Annotated in this window: 22 protein-coding genes; 4 read left to right on the forward strand and 18 right to left on the reverse strand. The window is 45.2% G+C overall.

The annotated features are described in order from the left end of the window. From V1501_RS12865 to helD, 3 genes are all read right to left on the reverse strand, one after another. Positions 1 to 1,611, reverse strand: coding sequence for a diguanylate cyclase (locus tag V1501_RS12865; protein ID WP_409288670.1), 1,611 nt, complete (start codon positions 1,609 to 1,611; stop codon positions 1 to 3). Positions 1,612 to 1,843: 232 nt separating this feature from the next. Next, a complete protein-coding gene (locus V1501_RS12870; RefSeq protein ID WP_409288672.1) occupies positions 1,844 to 3,787 on the reverse strand; it encodes an endonuclease MutS2 in 1,944 nt (647 codons plus the stop codon). Positions 3,788 to 4,200: 413 nt separating this feature from the next. Next, complete coding sequence (gene helD, locus V1501_RS12875; RefSeq protein ID WP_409288674.1) at positions 4,201 to 6,456, reverse strand: RNA polymerase recycling motor HelD; 2,256 nt, start codon at positions 6,454 to 6,456, stop codon at positions 4,201 to 4,203. A 161-nt stretch (positions 6,457 to 6,617) separates the two neighbouring features. Between helD and V1501_RS12880 the strand changes: the two genes are divergently transcribed. From V1501_RS12880 to V1501_RS12890, 3 genes are all read left to right on the forward strand, one after another. Beyond that, positions 6,618 to 7,328, forward strand: coding sequence for a Type 1 glutamine amidotransferase-like domain-containing protein (locus tag V1501_RS12880; RefSeq protein WP_409288676.1), 711 nt, complete (start codon positions 6,618 to 6,620; stop codon positions 7,326 to 7,328). Positions 7,329 to 7,375: 47 nt separating this feature from the next. Beyond that, complete coding sequence (locus tag V1501_RS12885) at positions 7,376 to 8,995, forward strand: ABC-F family ATP-binding cassette domain-containing protein (RefSeq protein ID WP_409288678.1); 1,620 nt, start codon at positions 7,376 to 7,378, stop codon at positions 8,993 to 8,995. Between the two features lie 95 nt (positions 8,996 to 9,090). After that, positions 9,091 to 9,360 carry a hypothetical protein gene (locus tag V1501_RS12890; protein ID WP_409288680.1) on the forward strand — a complete coding sequence of 90 codons (270 nt, stop codon included), beginning with the start codon at positions 9,091 to 9,093 and terminating at the stop codon, positions 9,358 to 9,360. Between the two features lie 19 nt (positions 9,361 to 9,379). Here the strand turns inward: V1501_RS12890 and V1501_RS12895 are convergent, their stop codons facing one another. The 11 genes from V1501_RS12895 to V1501_RS12945 form a co-directional block, all read right to left on the reverse strand. Further along, positions 9,380 to 9,664, reverse strand: a complete 285-nt coding sequence (locus V1501_RS12895) for a spore coat protein (RefSeq protein WP_409288681.1) — start codon at positions 9,662 to 9,664, stop codon at positions 9,380 to 9,382. A 377-nt stretch (positions 9,665 to 10,041) separates the two neighbouring features. Continuing rightward, positions 10,042 to 11,568, reverse strand: coding sequence for a hypothetical protein (locus V1501_RS12900; protein ID WP_409288683.1), 1,527 nt, complete (start codon positions 11,566 to 11,568; stop codon positions 10,042 to 10,044). Positions 11,569 to 11,700: 132 nt separating this feature from the next. Further along, positions 11,701 to 12,486, reverse strand: a complete 786-nt coding sequence (locus V1501_RS12905; RefSeq protein ID WP_409288685.1) for a glucose-1-dehydrogenase — start codon at positions 12,484 to 12,486, stop codon at positions 11,701 to 11,703. Positions 12,487 to 12,498: 12 nt separating this feature from the next. Continuing rightward, entirely contained in the window at positions 12,499 to 13,353 is an 855-nt protein-coding gene (locus tag V1501_RS12910; protein WP_409288686.1) for a GRP family sugar transporter, read from the reverse strand. A gap of 379 nt (positions 13,354 to 13,732) precedes the next feature. After that, the gene (gene trhA, locus V1501_RS12915; RefSeq protein WP_409288688.1) at positions 13,733 to 14,383 is read right to left on the reverse strand and encodes a PAQR family membrane homeostasis protein TrhA; all 651 of its coding nucleotides are present in this window, start codon (positions 14,381 to 14,383) and stop codon (positions 13,733 to 13,735) included. A gap of 127 nt (positions 14,384 to 14,510) precedes the next feature. Next, positions 14,511 to 15,143, reverse strand: a complete 633-nt coding sequence (locus V1501_RS12920; RefSeq protein WP_409288689.1) for a cell wall hydrolase — start codon at positions 15,141 to 15,143, stop codon at positions 14,511 to 14,513. A 221-nt stretch (positions 15,144 to 15,364) separates the two neighbouring features. Continuing rightward, positions 15,365 to 16,066: an ABC transporter ATP-binding protein gene (locus V1501_RS12925; RefSeq protein ID WP_409288691.1), complete on the reverse strand. Its 702-nt coding sequence runs from the start codon at positions 16,064 to 16,066 to the stop codon at positions 15,365 to 15,367. Positions 16,067 to 16,078: 12 nt separating this feature from the next. Beyond that, a complete protein-coding gene (locus V1501_RS12930) occupies positions 16,079 to 16,855 on the reverse strand; it encodes an ABC transporter ATP-binding protein (RefSeq protein ID WP_409288692.1) in 777 nt (258 codons plus the stop codon). Between the two features lie 11 nt (positions 16,856 to 16,866). After that, the gene (locus tag V1501_RS12935; RefSeq protein WP_409288694.1) at positions 16,867 to 18,138 is read right to left on the reverse strand and encodes a branched-chain amino acid ABC transporter permease; all 1,272 of its coding nucleotides are present in this window, start codon (positions 18,136 to 18,138) and stop codon (positions 16,867 to 16,869) included. A 10-nt stretch (positions 18,139 to 18,148) separates the two neighbouring features. Further along, complete coding sequence (locus V1501_RS12940; RefSeq protein WP_409288696.1) at positions 18,149 to 19,135, reverse strand: branched-chain amino acid ABC transporter permease; 987 nt, start codon at positions 19,133 to 19,135, stop codon at positions 18,149 to 18,151. A 67-nt stretch (positions 19,136 to 19,202) separates the two neighbouring features. Beyond that, the gene (locus tag V1501_RS12945; protein ID WP_409288698.1) at positions 19,203 to 20,405 is read right to left on the reverse strand and encodes a branched-chain amino acid ABC transporter substrate-binding protein; all 1,203 of its coding nucleotides are present in this window, start codon (positions 20,403 to 20,405) and stop codon (positions 19,203 to 19,205) included. Positions 20,406 to 20,673: 268 nt separating this feature from the next. Here V1501_RS12945 and V1501_RS12950 point away from each other — a divergent pair, with 268 nt between their 5' ends. Continuing rightward, positions 20,674 to 20,955, forward strand: coding sequence for a MerR family transcriptional regulator (locus V1501_RS12950; RefSeq protein ID WP_409293348.1), 282 nt, complete (start codon positions 20,674 to 20,676; stop codon positions 20,953 to 20,955). A gap of 14 nt (positions 20,956 to 20,969) precedes the next feature. On the opposite strand, the gene V1501_RS12955 is transcribed toward V1501_RS12950, so the two are convergent. The 4 genes from V1501_RS12955 to V1501_RS12970 are packed head-to-tail and all read right to left on the reverse strand — an operon-like array spanning position 20,970 to position 24,475. After that, complete coding sequence (locus tag V1501_RS12955; protein WP_409288700.1) at positions 20,970 to 21,371, reverse strand: secondary thiamine-phosphate synthase enzyme YjbQ; 402 nt, start codon at positions 21,369 to 21,371, stop codon at positions 20,970 to 20,972. A gap of 53 nt (positions 21,372 to 21,424) precedes the next feature. Then, a complete protein-coding gene (locus V1501_RS12960; protein WP_409288702.1) occupies positions 21,425 to 22,390 on the reverse strand; it encodes a hypothetical protein in 966 nt (321 codons plus the stop codon). After that, positions 22,371 to 23,525 (reverse strand): DUF58 domain-containing protein, encoded by a 1,155-nt coding sequence (locus tag V1501_RS12965; protein ID WP_409288704.1) that lies wholly within the window; start codon positions 23,523 to 23,525, stop codon positions 22,371 to 22,373. The genes V1501_RS12960 and V1501_RS12965 overlap by 20 nt, the downstream gene beginning before the upstream one ends. Then, positions 23,522 to 24,475, reverse strand: coding sequence for an AAA family ATPase (locus tag V1501_RS12970; protein ID WP_409288705.1), 954 nt, complete (start codon positions 24,473 to 24,475; stop codon positions 23,522 to 23,524). The genes V1501_RS12965 and V1501_RS12970 overlap by 4 nt, the downstream gene beginning before the upstream one ends. Positions 24,476 to 24,518: the final 43 nt, after the last annotated feature.

The following is a 24,518-nucleotide window of genomic DNA, read 5'->3' on the forward strand; positions in this document are numbered from 1 at the left end:
TCACGTCCTTTTGATCAGCATCGCGATCCTTGCCTGCAGCTCAGTAATGCTAAACGGCTTAGTCATGTAATCGTCTGCCCCGAGCTTAAGGGCCTTTGCAATATCACGTTCACTTTTCCTTCCCGTCAGCATCAGGACTGTCAATTCCCCATTAACCGAAGAGCGTTTCACTTTCTGCAGCACTTCCAATCCGTCCATGACAGGCATCATTCCGTCAAGGACCATGAAATGACGGCCTTCCTCCTTGATCCGGCCTGACTGCATAAATACCATTCCGTCTTCATAGGTTTCGATATCCAGCGAAAAACCTGGGAATGCCGATGTTTCCATCATCTTGGCAAGCATAGTCCTTATGATAGCATCATCGTCGATGATGGAGACAAGAAGCTTCTTATTTGGTTTTCCCTGGACTGCAGGAAGCGCCGCTTCAATTCTCGCCCTCCCATTTTTCTTAGCATGATAAAGGGCATCATCCGCTTTCTTAATGATAGTTTCCAAGTCTGTATCCGTCTCCCGAACCATATAGACACCGGCGGAGAACGTCACAGTAAAAGCTTCCTCGCCAGAAGAAAAAGGGATGGCAGCGAATTCCTCAAGGAGGCTTTCGAGCTTCTGCATGGTTTCAGCCTCACTTGTATGAGGGAACAGGATAAAGAATTCTTCCCCGCCATATCGGCAGATCGTATCAGAGCCGCGGAGATTCCTTTTCATGAAAGATGCAAATTCCTTTAGTACTTTATCTCCGACAAGATGGCCATATGTATCATTCACTTTTTTGAAATGATCCAGGTCAATCATTGCTGCCGTTAAAGACGAGCGCGTTCTCTTAAGGTCGCTAAGACTGCTTGATAGGGCATTGTGAAGATGGCGGCGATTGTACACCTGTGTAAGCTCATCAATCAAAACGAAGCGGTCGAGAATCCGTTTCCTCTCGAGCTGTCTTTCCACCCTTACAATAAATTCTTCGAGGTCAAGCGGCTTGCCGATAAAATCATCTGCTCCAAGCTGGAATGCCTTTATTCTGGAATCCTTCGTATTATTGCTGCTGATCATGACTTTTGGGACAGCAGTCCTCATATCCTGTTGTTTTATCTCTTCCAGGATTTCGTAGCCGCTTTTTTCCGGCAGATCGATGTTGATGACCATGCAGTCAGGATTCAATTGAGTGAAGCGGCTCACCGCCTGGCTGCCGTCTGTATTTGCTATTACCATCCAGCCTTTTTCTTCCAGCGCGTCCTTTAGGACAATGAGCATGGAGATATCATCTTCAATGACCTGGATAAGCGGCACCCCTTCGTCCCGCTCTGCTTCCTCTCTCCTGGCCGGTTCAACGAGTTGCTCCTGTGGATTGCCCTTTTCGGGCAGATCCATTAAAAATTGAGATAACTCTTCTTTGGAATAGGAAGCCTCTCTCCCTTCTGACTCTTCCATCAGGCTTGAAGCCAGGACAGAAAGCTCATCCAGTTTTAGGGTTCCAGCTGTTCCCTTAATAGAATGAAGGAATCTGTATACCTCTTCTGCGGGTATATGGCCGCTGCTTTCTTCCAGCCATTTTGCCAGCTGTTTATTCATATTGGTTAAAAAGACATTCTGGTATCTGTTTAATTTCATTTGGGGTACCTCATTTTTTATGTGTAATAGTACAAACAGTCCTCCTGTCCTTGATATATAAAAAAACAGCATAACTTCCACTTACGGACAGGAATGCTGTATATATTTGGCGTTACACCCAAGAACTTGAACCAAGATAAAGTATAATCTTCTCTTGTTCTCATTTCAATCAGTTAGGTGTAATTCCCTAAAAACTAGTTCTAATTATTTACAAATAAAGACAAAATTCTCCTTATTCCTTAGGCCCCTCATCCCGATTTATAACCAGGCCATCAACATGCCTTCTCTTCATTTGATTAATGGCCTTCCTATCTTCTTTAGATTCAAAGATGATATCAAAATCATAGTCTTCCGGATAAAGCTTTTCTGCACTGATATAGAGTTTAAGGCGTTTATGGTTTTCCTTCCTTTTTTCCCCCTGTATCTGGACTATATAATTCCCAGAGGAATCCGGTCCGCTGAATATGATCCCAGACTCTCCTTTTGGAGATATGATTACATGATCTCCCCTTTGGTAAGATTTCTCCGGTTTCAAGGCCGCATGCTGATTGTTCTTTTCCCGGTGTGCGAACTTATTAACGGCAATCTGTTTCTCCCAGTCCTTTTTGATTGAAGAATCAGGGGCTTCACAGCTGTAAGAAATACTTTCATTATATGTGTATTGATGTGCTTTTTCTATCAGGGATGGATGCATACCAAGCTTGAGTGCAATGGAGAACGCCTGGCTTTCCCCTCCTTTTCCAATGACCAATTGATAAGTCGGCTGCAATGTATCCAGGTTAAAGTCCATCGATCCATTTATAAAACCTGCTTTTCTGTCTGCGAGCCCTTTAATTTCGCTATAATGTGTGGTGGCAATCACTACCGCTCCCTTTTCATACAGCTGCTCAAGAATCATGGCTGCAAGTCCCATACCCTCGCCTGGATCAGTCCCCGAGCCCAGCTCATCCATCAGTATCAGGGAGTGATCATTTGCTTCTTTTAAAATTTCAATGACACATTTGATATGGGAACTGAATGTACTCAGATTTTGTTCAATGCTTTGACCGTCTCCTATATCAATCAGCACCTTTTGAAAAATGCCGATTGAGCTTTGTTCAGATGCCGGGATATGGAATCCGCTCTGTGCCATCAAAATAAGCAGTCCTGCGGTTTTAAGAGCAACTGTTTTCCCGCCTGTATTGGGACCTGTTATGACAAGCACACTTTCTTTTTCCCCTAATGATAAATTAAGCGGCACAGCTTCCCCACCAAGAAGAGGATGTCTTGCTTCCTTCAAGCTAAACCTCCTGCGGCCTTCAATGGAGACCTTGCTTCCTCCGATACTTCTGCTGTGCCTGCCTTTGGCGAATAGAATATCATATTGAACCATTATTTCTCCAGCTAGCAGGAGCTCCTTCTCACTCCGGGCAGCCAGCCCTGTTAAATAGATCAGAATCTCTTCTATCTCTATTTCTTCCTGTGCTTTTAGGCTGTTCAATTCCTCAAGAAGTGAATTGGCTTCCTCCGGCTCCATAAATACCGTGGATCCAGATGCTGATGTATCCAATACATGCCCCTTTATTTTTCCTTTATACTCCCTTTTGACTGAGATAACATATCTTCCGTTTCTCTCACTTACGATTTGATCTTGAAGATACATTTTGTATCTGCTTGATTTAATGATGGAGTGAAGTCTTTCCTTCAGCTTATCCTCTTGTATCCCAATGGCCCTTCTTATTTTCAGCAGGGTCTTTGTTGCATGATCATCCACACGGCCATTCCGGATACAGCGGTTTATTTCATGCAGCAGTTCCGGTATGTCTTCAATCCCTTCAGCATATAAACTGATTCGCGGTGCCAGCGACTCTTTGTCACGCATAAAGCGTTTAAGCTTCAGGCAGCTGTCCAGGAACATTGCAAGCTTCATTAACTGTTCTTCCCTCAGAGCTGTTCCTTTGTGTATCACGCCTAGCAGGCGTTCTATACCTTCAAGGGAGGAAATGGGGACGCTTGAGCTTTTTTCCAAAATTTTTACAGCTTCAGTTACCTCTTCATGCCTGGATTCAATTTGTCTTCCATTGAAGGAGGGAGTGATGTCCATGATTCTGTCCTTTGCGGCCCTGCTCATTGCAAATGCTGCTATATCTTGCTTAATCTGTGTATACCCCAGATGGTTAAATGTTTTTTCGTTCATCTTGACACATCCTTTTTAAATAATCAGTCCATCTTCAAATAACCCGGCAGACCGTTGGAACCGGGCTGCCGACACGCAAAAAAACCGCAGGCGAACGATGTTCACCTGCGGTTTTTAAGCGGGATACTGCTTAAATCAACTTTTTAACCAATGGACAGACTCTGCCAGAACGCAAAGTTTCCAAGGGAGAAAAAGTATCTGCCATGATGATTCATTCTTAACCATGCAGCCCCGGGCACACTTAAATAAGCTTAAGTAAGCCATAAAAATTTCAGCTGCATCCGTATGAAATTACGGTTAGTTAAGAATGACACCCGACATAAAACAAACCCCTTTACTATATGGTTTATTTGAAGATGGACTATTATATGTTAAAGATAATAAAACGGTTACAAAAAGTCAATGGGCTCTTTTTAAGAGCCAAGCAGGAAATCCTCTTTCTTCCTGCCAAAGAAGTAGAGGCGGTGCAAGGGGCGGGTCATGGTCACATAAAGAAGCTTGATATCAAGGTCATTTTTCCTGCTGTAGCTTTCTTCATAAGAAACCGCCAGAACCGCATCAAATTCAAGTCCCTTAGACAGATAGGCTGGCAGGATGACAACCTTGTCTTTCGGAATGGATTCCTGCTCCTCCAGCAGCTTCACTCCGAAAGAGTCAAGACCTTTTAACAGTTCATATACAATCCGGCTGTCCTTCATGGTTTTGCAGATAATGGCAAAGGTTTGGAAATTTTCTTTCATTAGTTCTGTTATTCTGGCAGAAATATATGTCGTATATTCCACTGGATCAGTCACAGCAGTAAAAACGGGCTTCTCACCATGGCGGACAACCGGCTCCACGCGTGGAAACTGATATGGAAGATACTGAAGCAGTCTATTTGCTTCCTCCATAATTTCGACTGTCGTCCTATAGCTTTTCTGGAGTTCAGTATAAATCGCCCTGGGGAAAATCTTCTGCTGGATGGTTTCCCAGGAATCAAGCCCCCTGTAGGAGTGAATTCCTTGTGCCAGATCGCCGACCAGTGTGAACATATCTGTATCATTCGCTGACTTAAGGGAAAGAAGCTGCATAAAGCTGTAATCCTGGGCCTCATCAATGACAATATTCTTCGCCCGTTTCTCCTTATCTACTCCAAACAGCTTGGAGTATAGATAGAGGATGGGCGCCAGATCTTCCAGCTCATATTGATTTTTAGCCAGCATTTCTTTCTGATGCTGGGAAATAAGCTCTGCCTGTTCCATTGTAAGGCTGCCGCCCGAATACTTCTGGAGCTGTTTGGGGCTTTCACATATTTCCTGATAATAATGGAGAATCCCCTTCTTCTCAAATTGTTTCATATACGACTTTAAGGAATTTTTTATTGCCTCCCGGATTTCCTGCAGCCGTTCCTGTTTCTTATCGAGCGCGCTTGAAACTGCTTCCTTCCGCCTGGCTGGATCCATTCGTCCGAACAGGGCTCTGTCCAATCGGTCGTCATAAAATTTTTCAATTCCTTCAAGCATTTGTTTCTTATTGGCACGCACCTGATTGTGCAGGATATTCTTCAGTTTTTCCAGGCGGCTGTATAAGGGCAGATACCAATATTCTTTCAGCAGGAGATGCTTGAACCTTTTCGCTGAATATACTCTATATTTGTCTACATAAAAGTCTTCTTTCGGAATGAATCGCTTGTATACTTCCAGCAGATAGGAATCTATAATGTCCTTGAATGCCTGGGAACCCTTAAACCCTGACATATAAGCGATAGTCCCCTTATCTGCATGGCATCCCTCCAGCAGGGTGATCAGCTTATCATCCCTTCTCAGCTTCAGCTTCTTCCCGATGGCGTTCTGTACATATTCACTGAAAGTAAATTGTTTGACCCTTTCCACTCCAAGTTCTGGGAGGGCTTCGGATATGTAGTCAATGAATAATCTGCTCGGTGCAATGATCATCATGCTCCGTGGATCGAATTGGTCTCTGTAATGATAAATAAAATAGGAGATTCGGTGAAGTGCAATGGTGGTTTTCCCGCTGCCGGCGGCACCCTGTACGATGATCGGCTTATTCAGGTCTGCCCGGATGATCCGGTTTTGCTCTTCCTGGATCGTCGCGACAATTTCAGTCAGCCTGTTGCTGGAGCTTTTTGACAGTGATTCCTGCAGGAGTTCGTCTGTGGTAGTCAAATCGATATCCCTGATATCCTCAAGCTTTCCTCTCTCGATCATAAGCTGTCTTTTCAAGGAAATATCGCCTTCGAATTCTTCTCCCTCAGCCATATAGCTGACCGACCCGAGCCTTCCTTCATAGTACAGATTGGCAATGGGGGACCTCCAGTCGACAATGATCTGTTCCTGATTTTCCCTCTGATACAGCGATGTTTTCCCAAAGTAGAGGATCTCCGGTGCACTCTGGCCGTTTCGAATAAAATCTACCCTGGCAAAATAAGGCTTCATTTTGGCACGGTTCAAGCTCTCCAGTTCCTGGGAGGACATATCAAAGAAACTGGCATTTGTCAGAATCTCGGCATAGCCGCCGGTTTCGAGCCAGTCGGCATCTCCAAATACCTTTTCCATATTCTCTTTAAACTTATCTTTGCTCGTCTGAGCCGTTTCAATGACGGCGTCCATATACCTTTTGGTAAAGTCCAGGCGTTGAAGTTCTTTCATAAAATCAGGATGCTGCTCCATATTTCATTTTCTCCCTTCAAATGTAGGCTGTTGTGGAGAAAACACAGTTGGTGTAACGGTGAAATGGCGGAAATTCATATTATCAGAAAAGTCGGTCGAAAGCAATCCGGTTTTAAGAAATTACTGTATAATGAAAGAATCCTGAGTTAGAGGTGAATAAAATGAAGCAAATCATTGCCCTTGGAGGCGGCGGATTCTCCATGGAGCCTGAAAATCCGCTCCTTGATATATACATTTTGGAGCAAGCACGAAAAAAGTCGCCCAAAATCTGTTTCATTCCGACCGCATCCGGAGATTCTGACAGCTATATCAGCCGCTTCTACAAAGCTTTTGAAGCTTACGGCTGCCATTCATCTCATCTATCTCTGTTCAAGCCCCCCTCACAGGATCTCGAGTCCTTTGTTTTAGAAAAGGACATCATTTTTGTTGGCGGCGGAAACACAAAGAACCTGCTTGCGCTTTGGCGTGAATGGGAACTGGACCGGATTCTTCACAAAGCCTGGAATAAGGGGATTGTGCTGTCGGGGATAAGTGCAGGGGCAATCTGCTGGTTTGAAAGTGGAGTCACAGATTCTTTTGGGACGCTTAGGGAACTTTCTTCCCTTGGATTCCTTGGCGGCAGCTGCTGCCCTCATTACGATGGCGAGGCTGAACGCAGGGGCACCTATACTTCCTTGGTAAAAAACAGGAAGCTAAAGGGTGGTTATGCAATTGATGATGGAGCTGCGCTTCATTTCATAGGGGATGAGCTTCATACTATCGTTTCCTCAAGAAAGCATGCGGGTGCCTATTATGTGTCATTAAAGAATGGCGAGGCAGTGGAAGACACACTTCCTGCGAAGTATCTTGGGAGTCCATATCATCCTGAATGAAAATCTGTTATAATTAAAGATATTGTCTTTTTGGAGGTATTAAGCAAATGATCACTGTAAATAATGTCGGCTTGCGCTATGGCGACCGCAAGCTGTTTGAAGATGTAAATATAAAATTCACTCCCGGAAATTGCTACGGGCTTATCGGGGCGAACGGCGCAGGCAAATCCACCTTCCTAAAAATCCTTTCCGGTGAAATCGAAGCACAGACTGGAGATGTGCACCTTGGCCCTGGCGAACGTCTGGCTGTGTTGAAACAGAACCACTTTGAATTTGAGGAAGAAGAAGTTTTATCCGTTGTAATCAGGGGACATCAACGTTTATTTGAAATCATGAAAGAAAAAGATGCCATCTATATGAAGGCAGACTTCTCAGACGAAGACGGAATCCGTGCAGCCGAGCTCGAAGGCGAATTTGCGGAATTGAATGGCTGGGAAGCAGAATCCGAAGCTGCCATCCTGTTAAAGGGACTGGGCATCGAGGAAGGACTTCATTCTAAAAAAATGGCTGACCTTGGCGGCGGCGATAAAGTAAAAGTTCTCCTTGCACAGGCATTGTTCGGCAAGCCGGACGTCCTTCTCCTGGATGAGCCGACCAACCACCTTGATATTAAGGCGATTCAATGGCTGGAAGAGTTCCTCATCAACTTTGAGAATACAGTCATCGTCGTTTCCCATGACCGGCACTTCCTGAATAAAGTCTGCACACATATCGCAGACCTTGATTTTTCAAAAATCCAGATTTATGTCGGCAACTATGACTTCTGGTATGAGTCCAGCCAGCTTGCTTCCAAGCTGACCTCGGAGTCAAACAAAAAGAAGGAAGAAAAGATTAAAGAACTTCAGGCCTTCATTGCCCGTTTCAGCGCGAATGCATCAAAATCAAAACAGGCAACTTCCCGTAAAAAACTGCTTGATAAAATTTCACTCGATGATATCAGGCCATCGTCACGCCGCTATCCTTATGTGCATTTCACTCCTGAAAGGGAAGTCGGCAACGATCTCCTGAGAGTCGAAGGACTTTCAAAAACGATTGACGGGGTAAAAGTACTCGATAATGTCTCTTTCATCATGAATAAAGGAGACAAAATTGCACTGGCCGGAACGGATGAGATTGCGAAGACGACTCTCTTTAAGATCCTTACAGGAGAGATGGAAGCAGACAGCGGGACGTATAGATGGGGTATTACAACATCCCAGGCTTATTTCCCGAAAGACAACTCTGAGTATTTTGAAGGAAACGAGCAGACCCTTGTTGACTGGCTGCGCCAATTCTCACCAAACGATCAGAGCGAGAGCTTCCTTCGCGGCTTCCTTGGCAGAATGCTCTTCTCAGGTGAAGAAGTCCTCAAAAAGCCGGGCGTCCTTTCCGGAGGAGAAAAAGTGAGATGCATGCTGTCCAGGATGATGCTCAGCGGATCGAATGTACTCCTGCTTGACGAACCTACCAATCACCTGGATCTTGAATCGATCACTGCCTTGAACAACGGATTGATCAACTTCAAAGGTTCCATGATTTTTGCATCACATGACCATCAGTTCATCCAGACAATCGCGAACCGCATCATTGAAATAACACCAAAAGGGCTCATCGATAAGCAGATGACTTATGATGAGTACCTTGAAAACAGTGATTTGCAGAAGCAGGTCAAAGAGATGTACAGCTGATACATCAGTACTGCCGGCCGAAAATATCGGCCGGTTTTTTCATGTGGTATTTTCCCCTCCGCCTTTTTCCATACTGACAATGAGGAGGGAACAAAATGAACATGGACACTGTTGAATCTATTTTTGACTTTTGCGGATGCCCCGGATTGTTTGACCGGTTTAAAACTCCCTTTTATGTAACCGGCTTATTTGAGACACTTGAGGATGCTGACCTTTTAGAGAAGTTTCTATGTCTCTACGATTTCGGCAGAAGCGAAGAGCTGCTTTTTGATGAATTCCGTTATTTTTTTGGCAGCTATCGTTTTCAATATGAAAAAGCACAGCTTATTTCCGGCTTATGTTTCAAAGAAGAAGGCCTTCCCTGACGGAAGGCCTTCATTTTCTTTATACGTAATAAGGGTATCCATAGTAGGGATAAGGGTATGGATAGCCATATCCGTATCCATAGCCATATCCTGGACTAAGCAGTGCACCTGCTGCCAGGCCTCCCAGGAAGGCGCCTCCATAACCCCAGCCTCCCCAGCCCCACGGACGGCCCCAGCCAAAACCTGGACGGCCCCAGCCAAAGCCCGGCCTGCCAAAGCCAAAACCTGGCCTGCCGAAGCCAAAACCGAAGCCCGGCCTTATTCTCTGATCATTCATATCATGTTCCATATATTGTGGATTCATTTCATTTCCTCCTCAGGACCCTATCTTTATATTTTTTACACTCACAGAATATGTGCAGGAGCACAGGACTGTATAGGCTGTTTAATCAGATAAGGATAAAAAAAAGAACCTTAAAAGGTACAGGCTTGGGGGTTCCCGGCTATCCATGCGAAAGGAAAAGGTCCGTAAGCCTGCTTTCACCAGCTCTACGGACCTATTTAAAATTATAACCAGTAATGCCATGCATCGGCTTATGAATAAAATCCGGAGGGTAACATGCTCACCTCAGGCTGATGCTTCCTTGCAGTAAAAACAATGAATGACCATCTACAAAAGTCTTGAAGTAACCCTTGAGCAACCCATTTATCACTCCTGTTCAAATGACCACTAAAATCAATTTATAAAATATATGGTCCTATCAAGAACATCAGGATTAGAATATCAACCACTGCAAAGTAAAAAAAGCGCCCGGCAGCATTCACATCCTTCAACCGGCTAAGACGCAGTACGCCGAAAGAAATGAGGGCTGCGATGCATGGCCATATATAAAAGCTGCCATGGAAAGTGAGATATTCCGGTGCAAAGACATAGGAATCCTTTCTTAAGGCAGTATTAAAGTAATAAAGCTGGGTCAGCAGGAAGAGCAGGATGGGCACATAAAGGACCCATTTTCTCGAATCGTCATCCAAAAGATTTCCTTTTGAGAAAAACAGTATAGCATAAAATGTGCAGGGCAGGATGACCCACATCATGCTGGAAAAGAGGACCAGGAAGCTCCCGAACAGGGCGGTCACTGTGTTGGACGCAGAAAATTTCACATCCGTTTTGGTAATCTTGCTGCCTTTCTCAATGGCATCCTTATTCGTGGATGCGCCATATAAGTCATTCTGCCCTCCGGTGAAATTCACCCACATGACCATTCCCTTTCCGGTCCAGACAGGCGAATTAGGAAGATTTCGCGTTGTGCTGACTTTTTGGGCTGTCCATTTCCCTTTCTTTTTTTCGGCAAGGTACAGGTTGTATCCTTGAAACTTTGAATATCGTTGTCCATTTGCCATAAAGAGAAGCTGTTCTGACCCTCCGTCAACCCTGAAGTTCATATTCCTTGGATCCTTGTACTCTGCCCCTGATTTTTGGTCCATAAAGTCGGCCCTGGATAGTACAGGCTTTTTCAATGCTTTAAGGTTATAGGCTGCCTCCCAGATATCAAAGCTCTTGTTTCCCTGGGAGATTCTCATCGTATTGAGTGCAAGAATCATATCATTTTCTTTCCTTGACAGCTTAAAGGCTTCCAGTACCTCGCCGTTTGGAAACTCAATTTCAGGAAGAGGGAGTTTTTTATAATTTGTCCGCTTTCCTTCAAATAAAGTAAGCTTGAAGATTCCCGGTCCCTTTTCCTCCGCCACAACGAAGGAGTCTTTTTCGAAGGCGGCATCAATGATGGGATAATCTGCATGATGAATTTTTTTCGACTTCTTATTTACTGTATCTACTATGTATAAGTCTTCATTCTTCCAGAATATAAGACTGTCATTTCCTGCCCTTGCACTGGAAAGACCTTTTTCCATTAGTTTCTTTTCACCATTACGGAATAGGTATAGGTCTGTATCATCCTGATAAATGACATCCTTCCCATCCGTCCAAAAAGCAGAACTCCCGGGAATAGAAATATCAGCCACTTTCTTTTTTTTGCAGTCGAGGCCGGCAGAGCATATTATTTCTGATACCCCATGGTCTTCCGCAAAGAACAGCCTTTCATTATGTATAAAGGGAGCCTGGAGGGTAGAGGCTTTTCCCCCAGTCTCGATTGACCTGCTCCAGTCAACGCTTGGCTGCATGGTCTCAAGCCTGGTATTTTCAATAAATAATAGTAAAACGAGGATTAATAGCAGAAATAGCGGGATGAAAACGGCCCTTTTTGTCACGTAACATTCTCCTTTTCTCTCTATCTACCTTCATCATAATCCAAAATTCCCCAATTGTCTCCCGTTTTTTTAACTATTCGACATTAGCTTCTTCAGGCAAAAAAAAGCCTCTCCATGAGAGGCCTTTCTCTTTTATCCTTTACCAGCCTGAAAGCCCGGATATTTAGTCATGCCGCCATCAGCATATAATGTTATGCCCGTCACATAGCTTGATTCAGAGGAAGCAAGCCAGGCGGCGCAGGCGGCAATTTCTTCCGGTTTTCCGATATAGCCCATCGGAATGAGGCTGATCACTTCCTCTTTCGCCTTCGGATCTTCGAACTTTTCGGCATTAATAGGCGTATCGATTGCCCCTGGAGAAATATTATTTACACGTATCCCTTTTGGAGCATATTCAAGCGCCAATGTCTCGGTCATCATCTTGACACCGCCTTTACTCGCGGCATAATGAGTGAAATGCGGCCATGGAATCCGATCATGCACCGAAGACATATTGATAACGGATCCTTTAATATCATGCTGGAGCATATGCTTGATCGCTTCCCTGCTGCCTAGGAACATGCCAGTCAGATTCACGCTGATCACTTTATTCCAATCTTCGAGAGAAAGCTCTTCTGTAGGAACTTCATTTTCAATACCTGCATTATTGATCATAATATCCAGGCTGCCAAATGTCCGGACAGCAAATTGAATCATTTCCTTAACATCTTCCTCTTTTGTAACATCGCCTTTGATTATAGCAGCCTGGCCGCCTTGAGCCTTGATTTGTTCTGCCAAATCCTCTGCTTCCTTATCTTTAGATCGGTAATTGATGACTACCTTGACACCTTCCGCGGCAAGGCGCTCAGCCGCTGCCCTGCCGATACCGCTCGCTCCGCCTGTGATCAGCGCCGTCTTGCCTTCTAGATCCTTATACATCTATAATCCCTCCTATTTTTTGGTTACTCCGAGCACCACACCGCCTGCAATTATCAGCAGACTGCCGATAATGACAAAAACCAGCTGCTTTTTCGTCTTTTTCTCGCCAAGCAGGAATATCCCGCCTAGAGTGGAAATGATGATGCCCATCTGTGACATGGAAAAGCTGACTGCCACGCCTATCAAAGGAATGGCAAGAAGAAGCCCCAGATTGCCGGCTGCCCACATCAATCCAGTTAATATATTTCTAACTGCAAACTTTGTAAAAGGCCTATGTTTGAACGACATGAGCAATGCTCCTGATGCCATCCCGACTGATTGAGGCAGTACGGCCTCCCAGCCGCCTATATTGAACCACCTGATGATGACCACATACCCTGCAAAGCCTGCAGTTGATATCAACAGTGTCACCATGCCCCGCTTAAGTTCTCCGCCTTTTTCATCCTCTTCCTTCTGCCCGGATGAAATTAAAAGGACCCCTGCAATGATCAGGGCCAAAGAAATAATGCCAAGGATGATGGCTGCCTTGGTATTCCATTCATTGAAGACCAGCACACCAAAAGCGGATGTAGCCACAAGCTGCATCCCTGTTGAGATGGGTACCGCTTTGGAAACACCCACATATTCAACACTTGCCAATTGGTTCAATTGGCCGACTGCCCATAAAAATCCGGAAATAAAACCAATTAAAAAAATAAAGGGAGTAATGTCCGGGGTCTTAAATATAAATATGAATACAGAAAAAATAAACGCTCCGATAGAGATGCCGAGCGTCTGGCTGTAAGAATTGCCGCCAAGCTTTACACTTACGAGCACAAGGCTCCCCCAGGCTATAGCAGGCAGCAATGCGTAAATAATTCCTAGCATACACTCACCCAGTTTCTCAATGATGTTTTATGTGTCTAGTTAGTTAATATCCTTAAACCTCATTTCTTAATCATAATTTGCTCATGTAAGAGGGAATTAATGTGTCAGGGGATTGGAATGGTAAAAACCGCCTTCAGTATTTCAGGATTTGATTCCGCACCAGGCAGAACATGTTTCGTCATTTTTCTTGGACGAAGACAAGCAAGATATTCTATCCAGGCCGGGTATGCTTTACGGCAGCTATGAAAAGTAATGGGGCCGGTTACCAACCGGCCCCCTTTTATCTATGGCTGGTTCAAAATAAATCCATTTCCCTCTCTACACCGCTGCATTTTATTCTGTATAAAAAAACCTGCCCAAATCCCGGGCAGGATGACAATCAGATTGCAATTGGCAGAACATACTTCAAGACCGCGAAGAAATGGGCCGCTGTGCCGCCTAATACGAAGAGATGCCAGATTGCATGGTGAAAGGGAAATCCTCTCCACACATAAAACACAGCTCCAATCGTATAGAGAATTCCACCGGCGACCAGCAGCTGCAGACCGCCAGCAGGAAGCGATGCAGCGAGCGGACCCCAGGCAATGACTATGAGCCAGCCCATAACTATGTATAAAACGGTGGAAAGATAAAGGAACCTTTTGACAAAGAATGACTTGAATATGACCCCAACAACCGCGATTCCCCAGACAATCCCAAGCAGGCTCCATCCAAGTGCACCCTTGATCACTATCAATGTGAAGGGGGTGTATGTTCCTGCAATGAAAAGATAGATCGCAGAGTGATCAAAAATCTCGAATATATCCTTAGCTTTTCCGGGTGGAAAGCTATGTACCAAAGTCGAAGATACATATAGAAGCAGCATGGTCACGCCAAATATAATGAAGGAAACAACATGCCACGGAGTTCCTTCACTTGCGGAGGATGTGATGAGGAAAACCAAAGCAGCAATGCTCAAGCATACACCTATGCCGTGGGTAATGGCATTAACAAGCTCTTCTTTTTTTGAATACGTATGTGTCCCGGCCATTTATGCGCCCCCTCTTTTTTTGATCCATATCCTGTATTTATCATTCTAACACAATGCCATATTAATGCAGGAAAAAAGGTCTCTCCATAAAAAGAAACACCGGATACCCGGTGCTTTCAGCAGTTCCTTATTTAGCAAATGTATGCTGTCCAATTTTGTTTACAACGGTAAGGGTGCGCATCCACTTACTGTCTGTCAGGTCGGGATTATAGAAATAAATAGATTCTTCTGCTGGAATCTTTCCTGTCCCCTGCAGGGCAATAGCCTCATTGGCGGCTTTTTTGGCCTCAGCGCTGGCCGGCTTATTGATTTCTCCATTTGCTACTGGAGTGAATTGTTTCTTTTCTAGGATGACTCCCTTTACCGTCGCGGGAAAAGCCTTATGCTTTGTGCGGTTCAGCACTACATTCGCGACCGCAAGTTTTCCTTTGTAAGGCTCACCCTTGGCTTCAGCATTGACAAGCCGGGCCAGCAGGTCTTTCTCGCTTTGAGTGTAGGTTTTTGGTAGAACAATCTTTTGACCCCGCTGTACTTCTTTATATTTTTTCTTTAAAGGAGTAAGCGGAACTCCCTCCTTTTTCGCAATTTCTTCTATATTTTCATTGTTCTTGACTTTATATAACATGCCATCTGCAGGTGATTTTTCCAGTACAGGCTGTTCCTTGTTTAATGGTGACTCTGCTTTTTCAGCCTGTAGAGGAGCAGGCGCCTTCAGTGATAAAATCAAGGCAAGCGGAATTAAAAATTTTATAAATGTCATCGCTTTTCCTCCTTTGAAAAACACCTATACAGCCTAACATGCTTTACACAGCCTGAATAGGTTAAGTATTTTCCATGGCAGCGGAGGAATAACTTTCTTTAACAGCTAAAGCAGGCTGCAGGGGTGATTCGTGCCTTATTTCGGTATGTACTGCCCCTTACACTATCACCATGCTCTTCCCACTCCAAAATAAAAACCTGCTAAAGGGCAGGTTTTTAGCGCTAAGCCAGATATGCTTCTCTCACTTCGTCATTGCTGATCAAATCCTTGCCGTATCCTTCAAGCTTGATTGCACCTGTTTGGATCACATAGCCGCGATGAGCGATTTGAAGTGCCTGGAAGGCATTTTGTTCAACAAGCAGGATGGTGATTCCTTCTCTGTTGAGATCCTGGATGATTTCAAATATTTGTTCGACGATGATGGGGGCCAGTCCCATCGACGGTTCATCCAGCATGAGCAGCTGGGGCTTCATCATTAAGGCCCGTCCTATCGCAAGCATCTGCTGTTCGCCTCCGCTCATGGTGCCTCCTTTCTGCTGCACCCGGTCCTTTAATTTTGGAAAGTACTTAAAGACCCTTTCCATTCTTTCTTCTATAACCTGTTTATCTTTGACTGAGAAAGCTCCCATTAAGAGGTTTTCCCTTACAGTCAGCCGGGGAAAAATTTTTCGGCCTTCAGGCACATGGGCTATGCCCTTCAAAGCAGTATCATGTGCCAGGGTCTTGGTTATATTTTCGCCTTTATACGAAATCTCACCGCCCTGTACTTTGACAAGCCCGCTGATTGATTTAAGGGCAGTTGACTTCCCGGCTCCATTGCTGCCGATCAATGTCACGATTTCACCCTGCTGAACGTGCAGGCTGATGCCTTTAAGGGCCTGTATGCCGCTATAATATGTTTGGACTTCCTTCAATTCAAGCATCCTTGCCACCCCTTATCCAGCATGGACCGCACCGGTCCCGAGATATGCTTCGATCACCTTTGGGTTGGACCTGATTTCAGCAGGCAGTCCCTCGGCGATTTTCACTCCATGATCCAATACGTATATGTGTTCAGATATTTCCATAACGAGCTTCATATCATGCTCGATCAGTACCACGGTTAGATTAAATTCATCCCTGATTCTTTTGATGAGGGATGTCAGGTCCCTCGTTTCTTTCGGATTCATCCCCGCCGCCGGCTCGTCAAGAAGCAGCAGCTTCGGCTTTGCTGCAAGTGCCCTTGCGATCTCTAGCCTGCGCTGTGCACCATAACTGAGGCTGCTGGCTGTTTCGTTCATGAAAGATTCAAGGCCTACATATTCAAGCAGACGATATGCCTCTCTTTCTGCCTGTCTCTCTTCTTTCCTGACCCTGGGAAGATTGAACAGGATGCCGAACAGGCCCGCTTTCAAATGGGTATGCATGCCGACCAGGACATTTTCTATTACAGACATCTCACTGAACAGCCGGATATTCTGGAATGTCCTTGAAATGCCCTTTCGTGACACTTCATGTGGCTTCATGTTATGGATGGCTTCTCCTTCAAGATGTATGCTGCCTGATGTAGGCTGATAAACGCCCGTGATCATATTAAAGAAAGTGGTCTTGCCCGCTCCATTTGGACCGATGACAGCCGTTATCGAGTTTTTTGGGATTGTCATCGACACATCCTGATTAGCGGTCAATCCTCCGAATTTTTTGGTTAATCCTGAAACTTCCAATATCCCCATGCTCCAGCCTCCTATGCCTCTGCCTTATGATCACGATCCACCCCTGCCAGTTTTGGAGAGGCTGATTCATCGTTCTTATAAATTGGATTGCGCGCTGGTATCAAACCTTTCGGCCGGTACAATGCAAACAGTATCAACAGTGCACCAAAGATAAACCTCTGCATCTTGGATGGCGAAAGGGCATCCGGGATACTCACTGCCCCTGACAGGCTGAGATCATTAAGCCAGTTTGTAAGCTCAGTCAACACCTGCAGATTCAGAATAGTCATCACAGCCGCACCCAGGATAACACCAGGCACACTGCCCATGCCCCCAAGTATCACCATTACCAGTATGGTGATGGATTCCAGGAGTGTAAAACTCGTGGGATCGACGAATGTCTGCTTTCCAGCAAATATTACACCCATCATGCCGGAAAAGGAGGCACCCACTGCAAAGGCAATCAATTTAGTCCTTACCAGCGGAACTCCCATAGCCTGGGCGGCTATCTCATTTTCACGCACCGCTTTCCAAGAACGGCCGACCTTTGAATGCTCAAAGCGCCTTACCGTGAATATGGTGAACACCAATATGATCAATACTACATAATAAAATTGGCTTGAATAGATAAGATCAATTCCAAAGATCCTTGGCGGCGTGATGGAAGCAATTCCCATGGCGCCATTAGTAATGTTGAGCGGCTTGTCCAGGTTATTAAAAATAATGCGGATTATTTCCCCGAAGCCCAGGGTCACTATTGCCAGATAATCGCCTTTTACCCTCAGGACAGGAATTCCGAGCAGGATGCCGAATAAGGCTGCGGCCAGGCATCCAATTACGATGAACAGCCAGAAGCTTTCTCCTGCGAGCGGGAAAGTGCCGAACGGCATGAAATTGGCCGCCTGGCCCGTGGCAAAAATCCCATATGTATAGGCTCCTACTGCAAAAAATGCTACAAAGCCCAAATCCAGAAGCCCTGCCATCCCGACTACTATATTGAGCCCTAGTGCCATGGCGATATAAATTCCCACCAGGCAGGCCACTTCCATATAAGACTCATATGCATCCCCGCCCCTGGCAGCCAGTGGCAGCAATATTACCAGGATCACTCCGGCCGCCAGCCATTTTGCCCAGTTTGGAAACTTAGTAAAGTACAGGAGCAGTAAGGAAGACAGAAGCAAAAGGAATGCCGTCACGGATTTCTGCGCCAGGTACAAACTTACTGTTGTAACAGATACGAAAGCCAAAAGGAATACGCCCTGAAACCATTTATTTTCTGAATATGAATTCCATAATTTTTTCATGCTGGCTCACCTACACTTTCTCTGCCACAGGTTTCCCTAATAAGCCTTCCGGCTTGAAGATCAACACTATGATTAAAATGGCAAACGCAAATACATCCTTATACTCCGCTCCAAAAACACCCGATGTAAGAAGTGTCAGATTAGCAGAAGCGAACATCTCCATGACCCCGAGCAGGAGGCCCCCAAGCATGGCTCCCCGGATATTGCCAATCCCCCCCAGCACCGCTGCTGTAAATGCCTTCAATCCAAGGATAAATCCGATGTAGGGATCGATGGTTCCATATTGTACTGCAAAGAGAACGCCTGTCGCCCCACCGAGTGCTGAACCAATAAAGAACGTCAGTGAGATTACTTTGTTGACATTAACCGACATAAGCGATGCGGTTTCCCTGTCCTGGGCAACCGCCCTCATGGCCATGCCCCATTTTGTCTTATTGACGAAGAAGTCAAGGAACACCATCATGATAACTGCCGTTACGAGAACGATAATAAAAGATCCCTTTATGGATGCGTCATTGAATATGGATGAAATAGATGAGGCATTGATTTTGATCTGATTTGTAAAAAGACTCGGTCCAGTTACGATATAATTTCCTTTTTTCACTTCCGCAATAAATCGGATCAGATCCTGAAGCAAAAAGGAAATGCCGATTGCTGTAATAAGCGGAATCAGTTTGGGTGCATTGCGGAGCGGCCGGTATGCCACTCTTTCAATCCCCATACCGAGAAGCCCGGTTAGAATGGCCGTAAGAAGCAAGACGGTTATCAGCATGACAATAGCGGGAAGGGCGGAGACCCATCCAATCCCTGTAAATATAATCAGCAGGGTGGTGCCGATAAAGGCTCCCGTCATAAAGATTTCACCATGTGCAAAATTAATCAGTTCCAGGATTCCATAAACCATGGTATATCCGAGTGCTATGACTGCATATACAGTCCCGAGCGTAATTCCATCTATTAATACCTGCGGGATGGATTGCAAAATATCGTTCAGCATCTGCCCTAATCACTCTCCTGTATAATATGAGAAAGGGCAGGACCCGCCTGCCCTCTCCAGCAGCTATTTATTTCTTTGGAATTTCAGCCTCGAATGCAGGCGGGTATTCCGCACCATCGAATTTATATACGAAGAATTTAGCAAAGTCATTATCGCCTTTTGAATCAAAGCTTACCTTGGTGACAGCTCCCTGGAAGTCCTTTACAGACCTTACTGCGTTCATGACCTGTTCACGTGTCGGCATCTTTTTGCCATTTGCAGTGATCGCATCTTCCAGCCCTTTAAGAACTACTCCCATAGAGTCATAGCCATAAACGGAATAAGATTCTGTCGGCTTGTTGAATTTTGCCTTATAGTCAGCAGCAAACTTTTTGCCGTTGTCCGTTCCCTCTGTATCACCGGCAACTGATGTGATGAACACATTGCTCACAGCTTTCCCGGCGATTTCTACAAGTGTGGAAGAGTCCAGGCCGTCTCCGCCCATGAATGGTACATCAATTCCTTTTTCCCTCGCCTGTTTAATAATCAGTCCGCCTTCTGAGTAAAGCCCGCCGAAGAATACAAGATCAGGTTTTTTGGAAAGAACCTGGTTCACGACGCCGTTGAAATCTTTTTCACCAACTGTGATTCCCTCATACCCAACCACTTTTGCGCCTTTCTCCTCGACTGATTTCTTGAAGGCATCAGCAAGTCCTGTCCCGTAAGCAGTTTTATCCTGGATAATAAAGACTTTCTTTGCTCCAAGCTTTCCTGTGGCATATTCGGCACCGGCAGGACCCTGGTAATCATCCCTTCCACAAATCCTGTTTACTGACTTAAGGTTCCGGTCGGTCACATCAGTCGCGGTATTGGAAGGAGATACCATTGGAATTTTATATTTTTCATAGATTTCCGAAGATGGGATGGCTACGCCGGAATTAAGGTGACCTACAATCCCCATGATCTGTTTATCGGAACCTATCAATTGTGCGTTGGCTACACCCTTTTTCGGGTCACCCTGATCATCATATGGCTGCAGCTTTAGTTCGAAGCCCAGCTCCTTGAATTTTTCCTTTTGCTCATCGAGCCGGAGCTGTGCACCAAGCTTAATGGCTTCACCCAGCGTTGCGCTTCCGCCAGAGAGCGGAGTCTGAGTAGCGATCTTGATTACCTTCAGGCCTTTGCTGCTTCCGCCATCCCCAGATGTTGGATTGTCCTTACCGCATCCCGAAAGGATTCCAAAAGCAAGAGAAGCTGTCAATAAAATGGACAATGGCTTTTTTACATTCATTAAATTTCCCCCTATTATTTGTCTAAATATTCAGTTTTTTTAGTCCAAAAGTACTCCTTTCCAAAGTCTCTTGTCTTATCAAAACTTTTTTTTAGTATAAATAGTACCGCTTGTCTTTACAGCAAGTATGTCAGACTTTCTTACATACTTTTTTAAAAAACTCGAATTATGTAGAATATTGTATTTCTATTTTTATTGATATATGTCCCAGTCTCTTTTACGCTTATTACAACTAAGCCTACATATAGGAGAATAGCGGGTGAGCAATGTGGGATGGAATGATTTCAAGGATAAGAAAGTAATTTCCATTGGCACTGTCAGTGAGCTGACCGGTTTATCTGAACGAAAAATCAGATATTATGAAGAGCGCAGGCTCATTTTTCCTGCACGATCAAAATCAGGCATGCGGAAATACTCCTTCAATGATATTGAATTATTGGCTGAAATAGCTGATCACATTGAGGATGGAGTCCTCACAAATGAAATACGACAAGAATTAAAGAAAAAGGAGCAGCTGCCAGCTGCCCCCACATTAAATATACCGATATAAAGAAAAAGAAAGCCTTATGGAGACGGAATCAGCTTCACAAAAAATTCCCTGGTCCTTGGCCCGTCCCATTCGCAGAAATAAACTCCCTGCCATGTCCCTAGCAGCAGTTCTCCATCAGCTATTATGAGATGCTGTGAGCTTCCGACAGTGCAGGCTTTTAAATGTGCGGCCGTATTGCCTTCGAGGTGGCGGTCCAGGGCATGATTCCATGGAAACACCTCATCAAGTCTCCGGATGAGGTCTGTCTTCACGTCCGGATCCGCATTTTCATTGATGGTTATGCCTGCAGTGGTATGCGGGCAATAGACGAGCACGGCTCCCGCGTTTATCTCCCCTGAAATTATCCCCCTGATTTCATCCGTGATATCAATCATTTCATCCCGCTTCGAAGTCTGGATCGTTACCTTTTTCAGCATCGTTTTCCCTCCTCGGTACAGTTGTACCCTTAACCGGAAAGGAACAGTCATTTTCAATTTAATTTTTCTTTTAAGCAAGCCAATTTGTTCATCTCCTGTTTAAACAGCCTGGCATCCCGGGTGCCCGCCGGGCTGTCATTGTACCTGGTCTGACTGTAGGTGGCAATAATGAATTCAGTGTCAACTTTCTCAGAGCAATCCTTGCTTAACCGGGATACCCACGAAGCAAACGTTTCCCCGCTCATCCTTCCGTACCTTCCTGTCTGTTTCTTTTCAAAGGAGTAAACAATTTTTCGGATTGAGTCCTTCGGAGGTCTCTTCCATCCTGAAGTCCCGGGCACCCTTATGTTTATCCCATTGCTTCCAACAATGGTCTTCCTGCTTTCAAGAGGGCCGGTTCCGTTTTTTTTCTTTTTCTTATACTGAAGGTAAAGGAATATAAAGATGGCAGCACCCAGAGTGATGAAAATAATATACGTCCATAGGGTTCCATCTGCAGAGTCGGCAAGATCCTGCTGATATTTGGGCATCTTTGCCTGGATTGCCTGCAGACGCTCTGAACGGTCCCGTTCACTCCCCCCTGAAAACAGGTTAAAGAGGAACATCAGCGGCCTGGCTATCAAATTGGCAATCAGATACGCCGCCCCGTTTACAAGAAACATAATGATTCCTGCAGCGATCGGCCACAGCCAGATACACAAGAATCCTGCTGCCGCAGCCGCAAGAATTCCCCCTACCCGGATCATGCCAAGGTGTTTCGTCCTGCTGCTGCTGAACACATGAAAAAGCGATAATGCTGCAAGAAAGCACCATTCCCTAAGTTCTGGCAGCTGCTGCCGTAACAGGAGTGCCCCTCCCAGGAAAGCTATAAATACAGAGAGCCGGGGCAGCCGTTTGAGGCGAAAGTACATGAGAGCGTAATACACTGAGAAACCAGCTGTGAAGTAAAAGGCATGACCTTTGGCCAGCACCAGGAATAATACAAAGTGAATAATAAAATCAAACAGCAGAGAGAGCATATTTTCCCCCTCCTATCAATAATCCATCCTTCGTCACTGTCCTGACATTGCCGCCCTGCCTGTTGGCAGAATGCTCGCCGATCCATATGGTTATGTTATCAGAAGCCCTTTTTGACGACACAAATTGATTGAAGTACTCCTGAGTCAGCAGCTGCCCCTCTTCGCTTATCATGGCCAGCGTCTCCATACAATGAAGAAAATGGCGGCTGCCTTCATTCAAATGGATCTGTTTGGGTTCGCCCTGGGAGCTTATGTTAATGAACAGCTCATAAGGGATTTTTTTGCCGCTGAGAAATTTACACAAAAAGGCCGTATAAGAAATAAGATTCTCCATATTTGCATGGAAGTGGAAGGACCCCGGTGCAGAAAGATACAGACAGAGTGTAAACCCCTCCTGTATAACAGGCTGATATTTCTTGGAGATCAATTCTCCGCTGCGGGCGCTTGCCTTCCAATGGATCTGCCGGAATCCCTCCGCCTCATATTTTTTCACACCTGCAATCGAAAGTTCATCCTTATACAGGGAAAATGAGGCGGCGGCGTTCCCCTGGGTAATTTTGTTGATTTCTTCTATGCCGGCTACAGGTTTAATCTCAGGATAAACAAGAAGCTCCTGCCCGAGGCGGTGGACAGGCGGGTAATGGATGCTTGATAGATTGAATAAGTCATAGAGTATCACTTCTGCATCCTGAATATAGTATATTCCTCTATGAAGGGCAGTAACTTCCAGGTCCCAGCTGACCGACTTTCCTGGCGGCACAGACAGGTATTGCGACAGATGATTAAGCTCCCCGCCTTCTTTGCCGTCATTCAGCACCAGGCTCCTGCTCAGTGTGAAATTGATCTTGGCCTGGGGGATGGGAAGTTTCCCTCTATTGGAAATAGTGAATCCAAGTTTCGCCCGTTCGCCGGGAAACATCCGTATTTTCTTTGATTCATCGTTGAAATGGACTTTATCCAATACATATGAATTATAATATTTCAGAAGGAGCACCAAAACATAGTAGAGTGAAAACAAAAAAAGCAGCCATTGTAAAGGAAAGTACAGGGCACAGAAAATCGCCAGCGGAACTGTTGTCATCACTGCTCCTGATTCAAACAGGTAGACATGTTCTATGATGGGCTTCTGCTTCATCTTGCAATCTCCACGGGCACATCCACTTCTTTTAGAATTTCTTCAATCAATTCCTTAGGTGTAGTCCGGATCGAGCCGTCCATGGTCAAGGTCAGCCTGTGCGCCGCTACATAAGGGAAGGTAAAGTGAACATCATCCGGTGTACAATAATCCCTGCCAAGAATAACGGCCCTTGCCTGCGCACATCGCATGAACCCAAGGGTTGCACGGGGGCTCAGTCCCTGTGAAATCCATTCATGTGACCGGGTAGCGGTTACAAGCTTAAGAAGATAGTCCTCAACCGCTTCAGAAAGATGTACATTTTTTGTGATTTCCTGCAGCTCGAGCAGCTCATTTATCCCAATACAAGGCTCGAGGCTGTCCAGGGGCTGGTTTGTCCTGAATTTCCTCATAATCATTTTTTCATCGTCAAAGGAAGGATAACCCATGGATATACACATCAAGAAGCGGTCAAGCTGCGCCTCTGGCAGCGGAAAAGTGCCGTGAGATTCAACAGGGTTCTGGGTAGCAATAACTATAAACGGTTTTGGCAGCGGCAAAGTGTTCTTTTCTATGGTGATCTGCCGCTCCTCCATTGCCTCTAAAAGACTGGACTGAGTCCTCGGCATCGCCCTGTTGATTTCATCTGCCAGCAGTATATTGGAATAGACCGGCCCGATTCTTGTTTCAAACTGGCTGACAGACGGGTTGAAGAACTCGAGTCCGGTGATATCGCCAGGAAGTACATCAGGCGTAAATTGTATTCTTGAAAAGATGCCTCCAATACTTTTGGCAGTGGACTTTGCAAGAACTGTCTTTCCTGTACCCGGCACATCTTCCAGGAGAACATGCCCGTTGGCCAGAAGTGCCTGAAGAATTAAATCAATCACTTCTCCTTTTCCCACCAAAACCTTTTCAATATTCGCCTTAATATCTGAAAGTTTCGTCATAAACCTAACCTGCCTTTTCATTTATAAAAATTTTCCAAATTTTATACCATTATCTCTTACAGGC

This window comes from Paraperibacillus esterisolvens (genome assembly GCF_046237625.1).
Taxonomy (GTDB): Bacteria; Bacillota; Bacilli; order Bacillales; family DSM-1321; genus Paraperibacillus; species Paraperibacillus esterisolvens.

Coding starts and splice junctions, on each gene's coding strand:
- V1501_RS12865 (WP_409288670.1), bottom strand. CDS start 1,611: ATGAAATTAAACAGATACCAGAATGTCTTTTTAACCAATATGAATAAA.
- V1501_RS12870 (WP_409288672.1), bottom strand. CDS start 3,787: ATGAACGAAAAAACATTTAACCATCTGGGGTATACACAGATTAAGCAA.
- helD (WP_409288674.1), bottom strand. CDS start 6,456: ATGGAGCAGCATCCTGATTTTATGAAAGAACTTCAACGCCTGGACTTT.
- V1501_RS12880 (WP_409288676.1), top strand. CDS start 6,618: ATGAAGCAAATCATTGCCCTTGGAGGCGGCGGATTCTCCATGGAGCCT.
- V1501_RS12885 (WP_409288678.1), top strand. CDS start 7,376: ATGATCACTGTAAATAATGTCGGCTTGCGCTATGGCGACCGCAAGCTG.
- V1501_RS12890 (WP_409288680.1), top strand. CDS start 9,091: ATGAACATGGACACTGTTGAATCTATTTTTGACTTTTGCGGATGCCCC.
- V1501_RS12895 (WP_409288681.1), bottom strand. CDS start 9,664: ATGAATCCACAATATATGGAACATGATATGAATGATCAGAGAATAAGG.
- V1501_RS12905 (WP_409288685.1), bottom strand. CDS start 12,486: ATGTATAAGGATCTAGAAGGCAAGACGGCGCTGATCACAGGCGGAGCG.
- V1501_RS12910 (WP_409288686.1), bottom strand. CDS start 13,353: ATGCTAGGAATTATTTACGCATTGCTGCCTGCTATAGCCTGGGGGAGC.
- trhA (WP_409288688.1), bottom strand. CDS start 14,383: ATGGCCGGGACACATACGTATTCAAAAAAAGAAGAGCTTGTTAATGCC.
- V1501_RS12920 (WP_409288689.1), bottom strand. CDS start 15,143: ATGACATTTATAAAATTTTTAATTCCGCTTGCCTTGATTTTATCACTG.
- V1501_RS12925 (WP_409288691.1), bottom strand. CDS start 16,066: ATGCTTGAATTGAAGGAAGTCCAAACATATTATAGCGGCATACAGGCC.
- V1501_RS12930 (WP_409288692.1), bottom strand. CDS start 16,855: ATGGGGATATTGGAAGTTTCAGGATTAACCAAAAAATTCGGAGGATTG.
- V1501_RS12935 (WP_409288694.1), bottom strand. CDS start 18,138: ATGAAAAAATTATGGAATTCATATTCAGAAAATAAATGGTTTCAGGGC.
- V1501_RS12940 (WP_409288696.1), bottom strand. CDS start 19,135: ATGCTGAACGATATTTTGCAATCCATCCCGCAGGTATTAATAGATGGA.
- V1501_RS12945 (WP_409288698.1), bottom strand. CDS start 20,405: ATGAATGTAAAAAAGCCATTGTCCATTTTATTGACAGCTTCTCTTGCT.
- V1501_RS12955 (WP_409288700.1), bottom strand. CDS start 21,371: ATGCTGAAAAAGGTAACGATCCAGACTTCGAAGCGGGATGAAATGATT.
- V1501_RS12960 (WP_409288702.1), bottom strand. CDS start 22,390: ATGCTCTCTCTGCTGTTTGATTTTATTATTCACTTTGTATTATTCCTG.
- V1501_RS12965 (WP_409288704.1), bottom strand. CDS start 23,525: ATGAAGCAGAAGCCCATCATAGAACATGTCTACCTGTTTGAATCAGGA.
- V1501_RS12970 (WP_409288705.1), bottom strand. CDS start 24,475: ATGAAAAGGCAGGTTAGGTTTATGACGAAACTTTCAGATATTAAGGCG.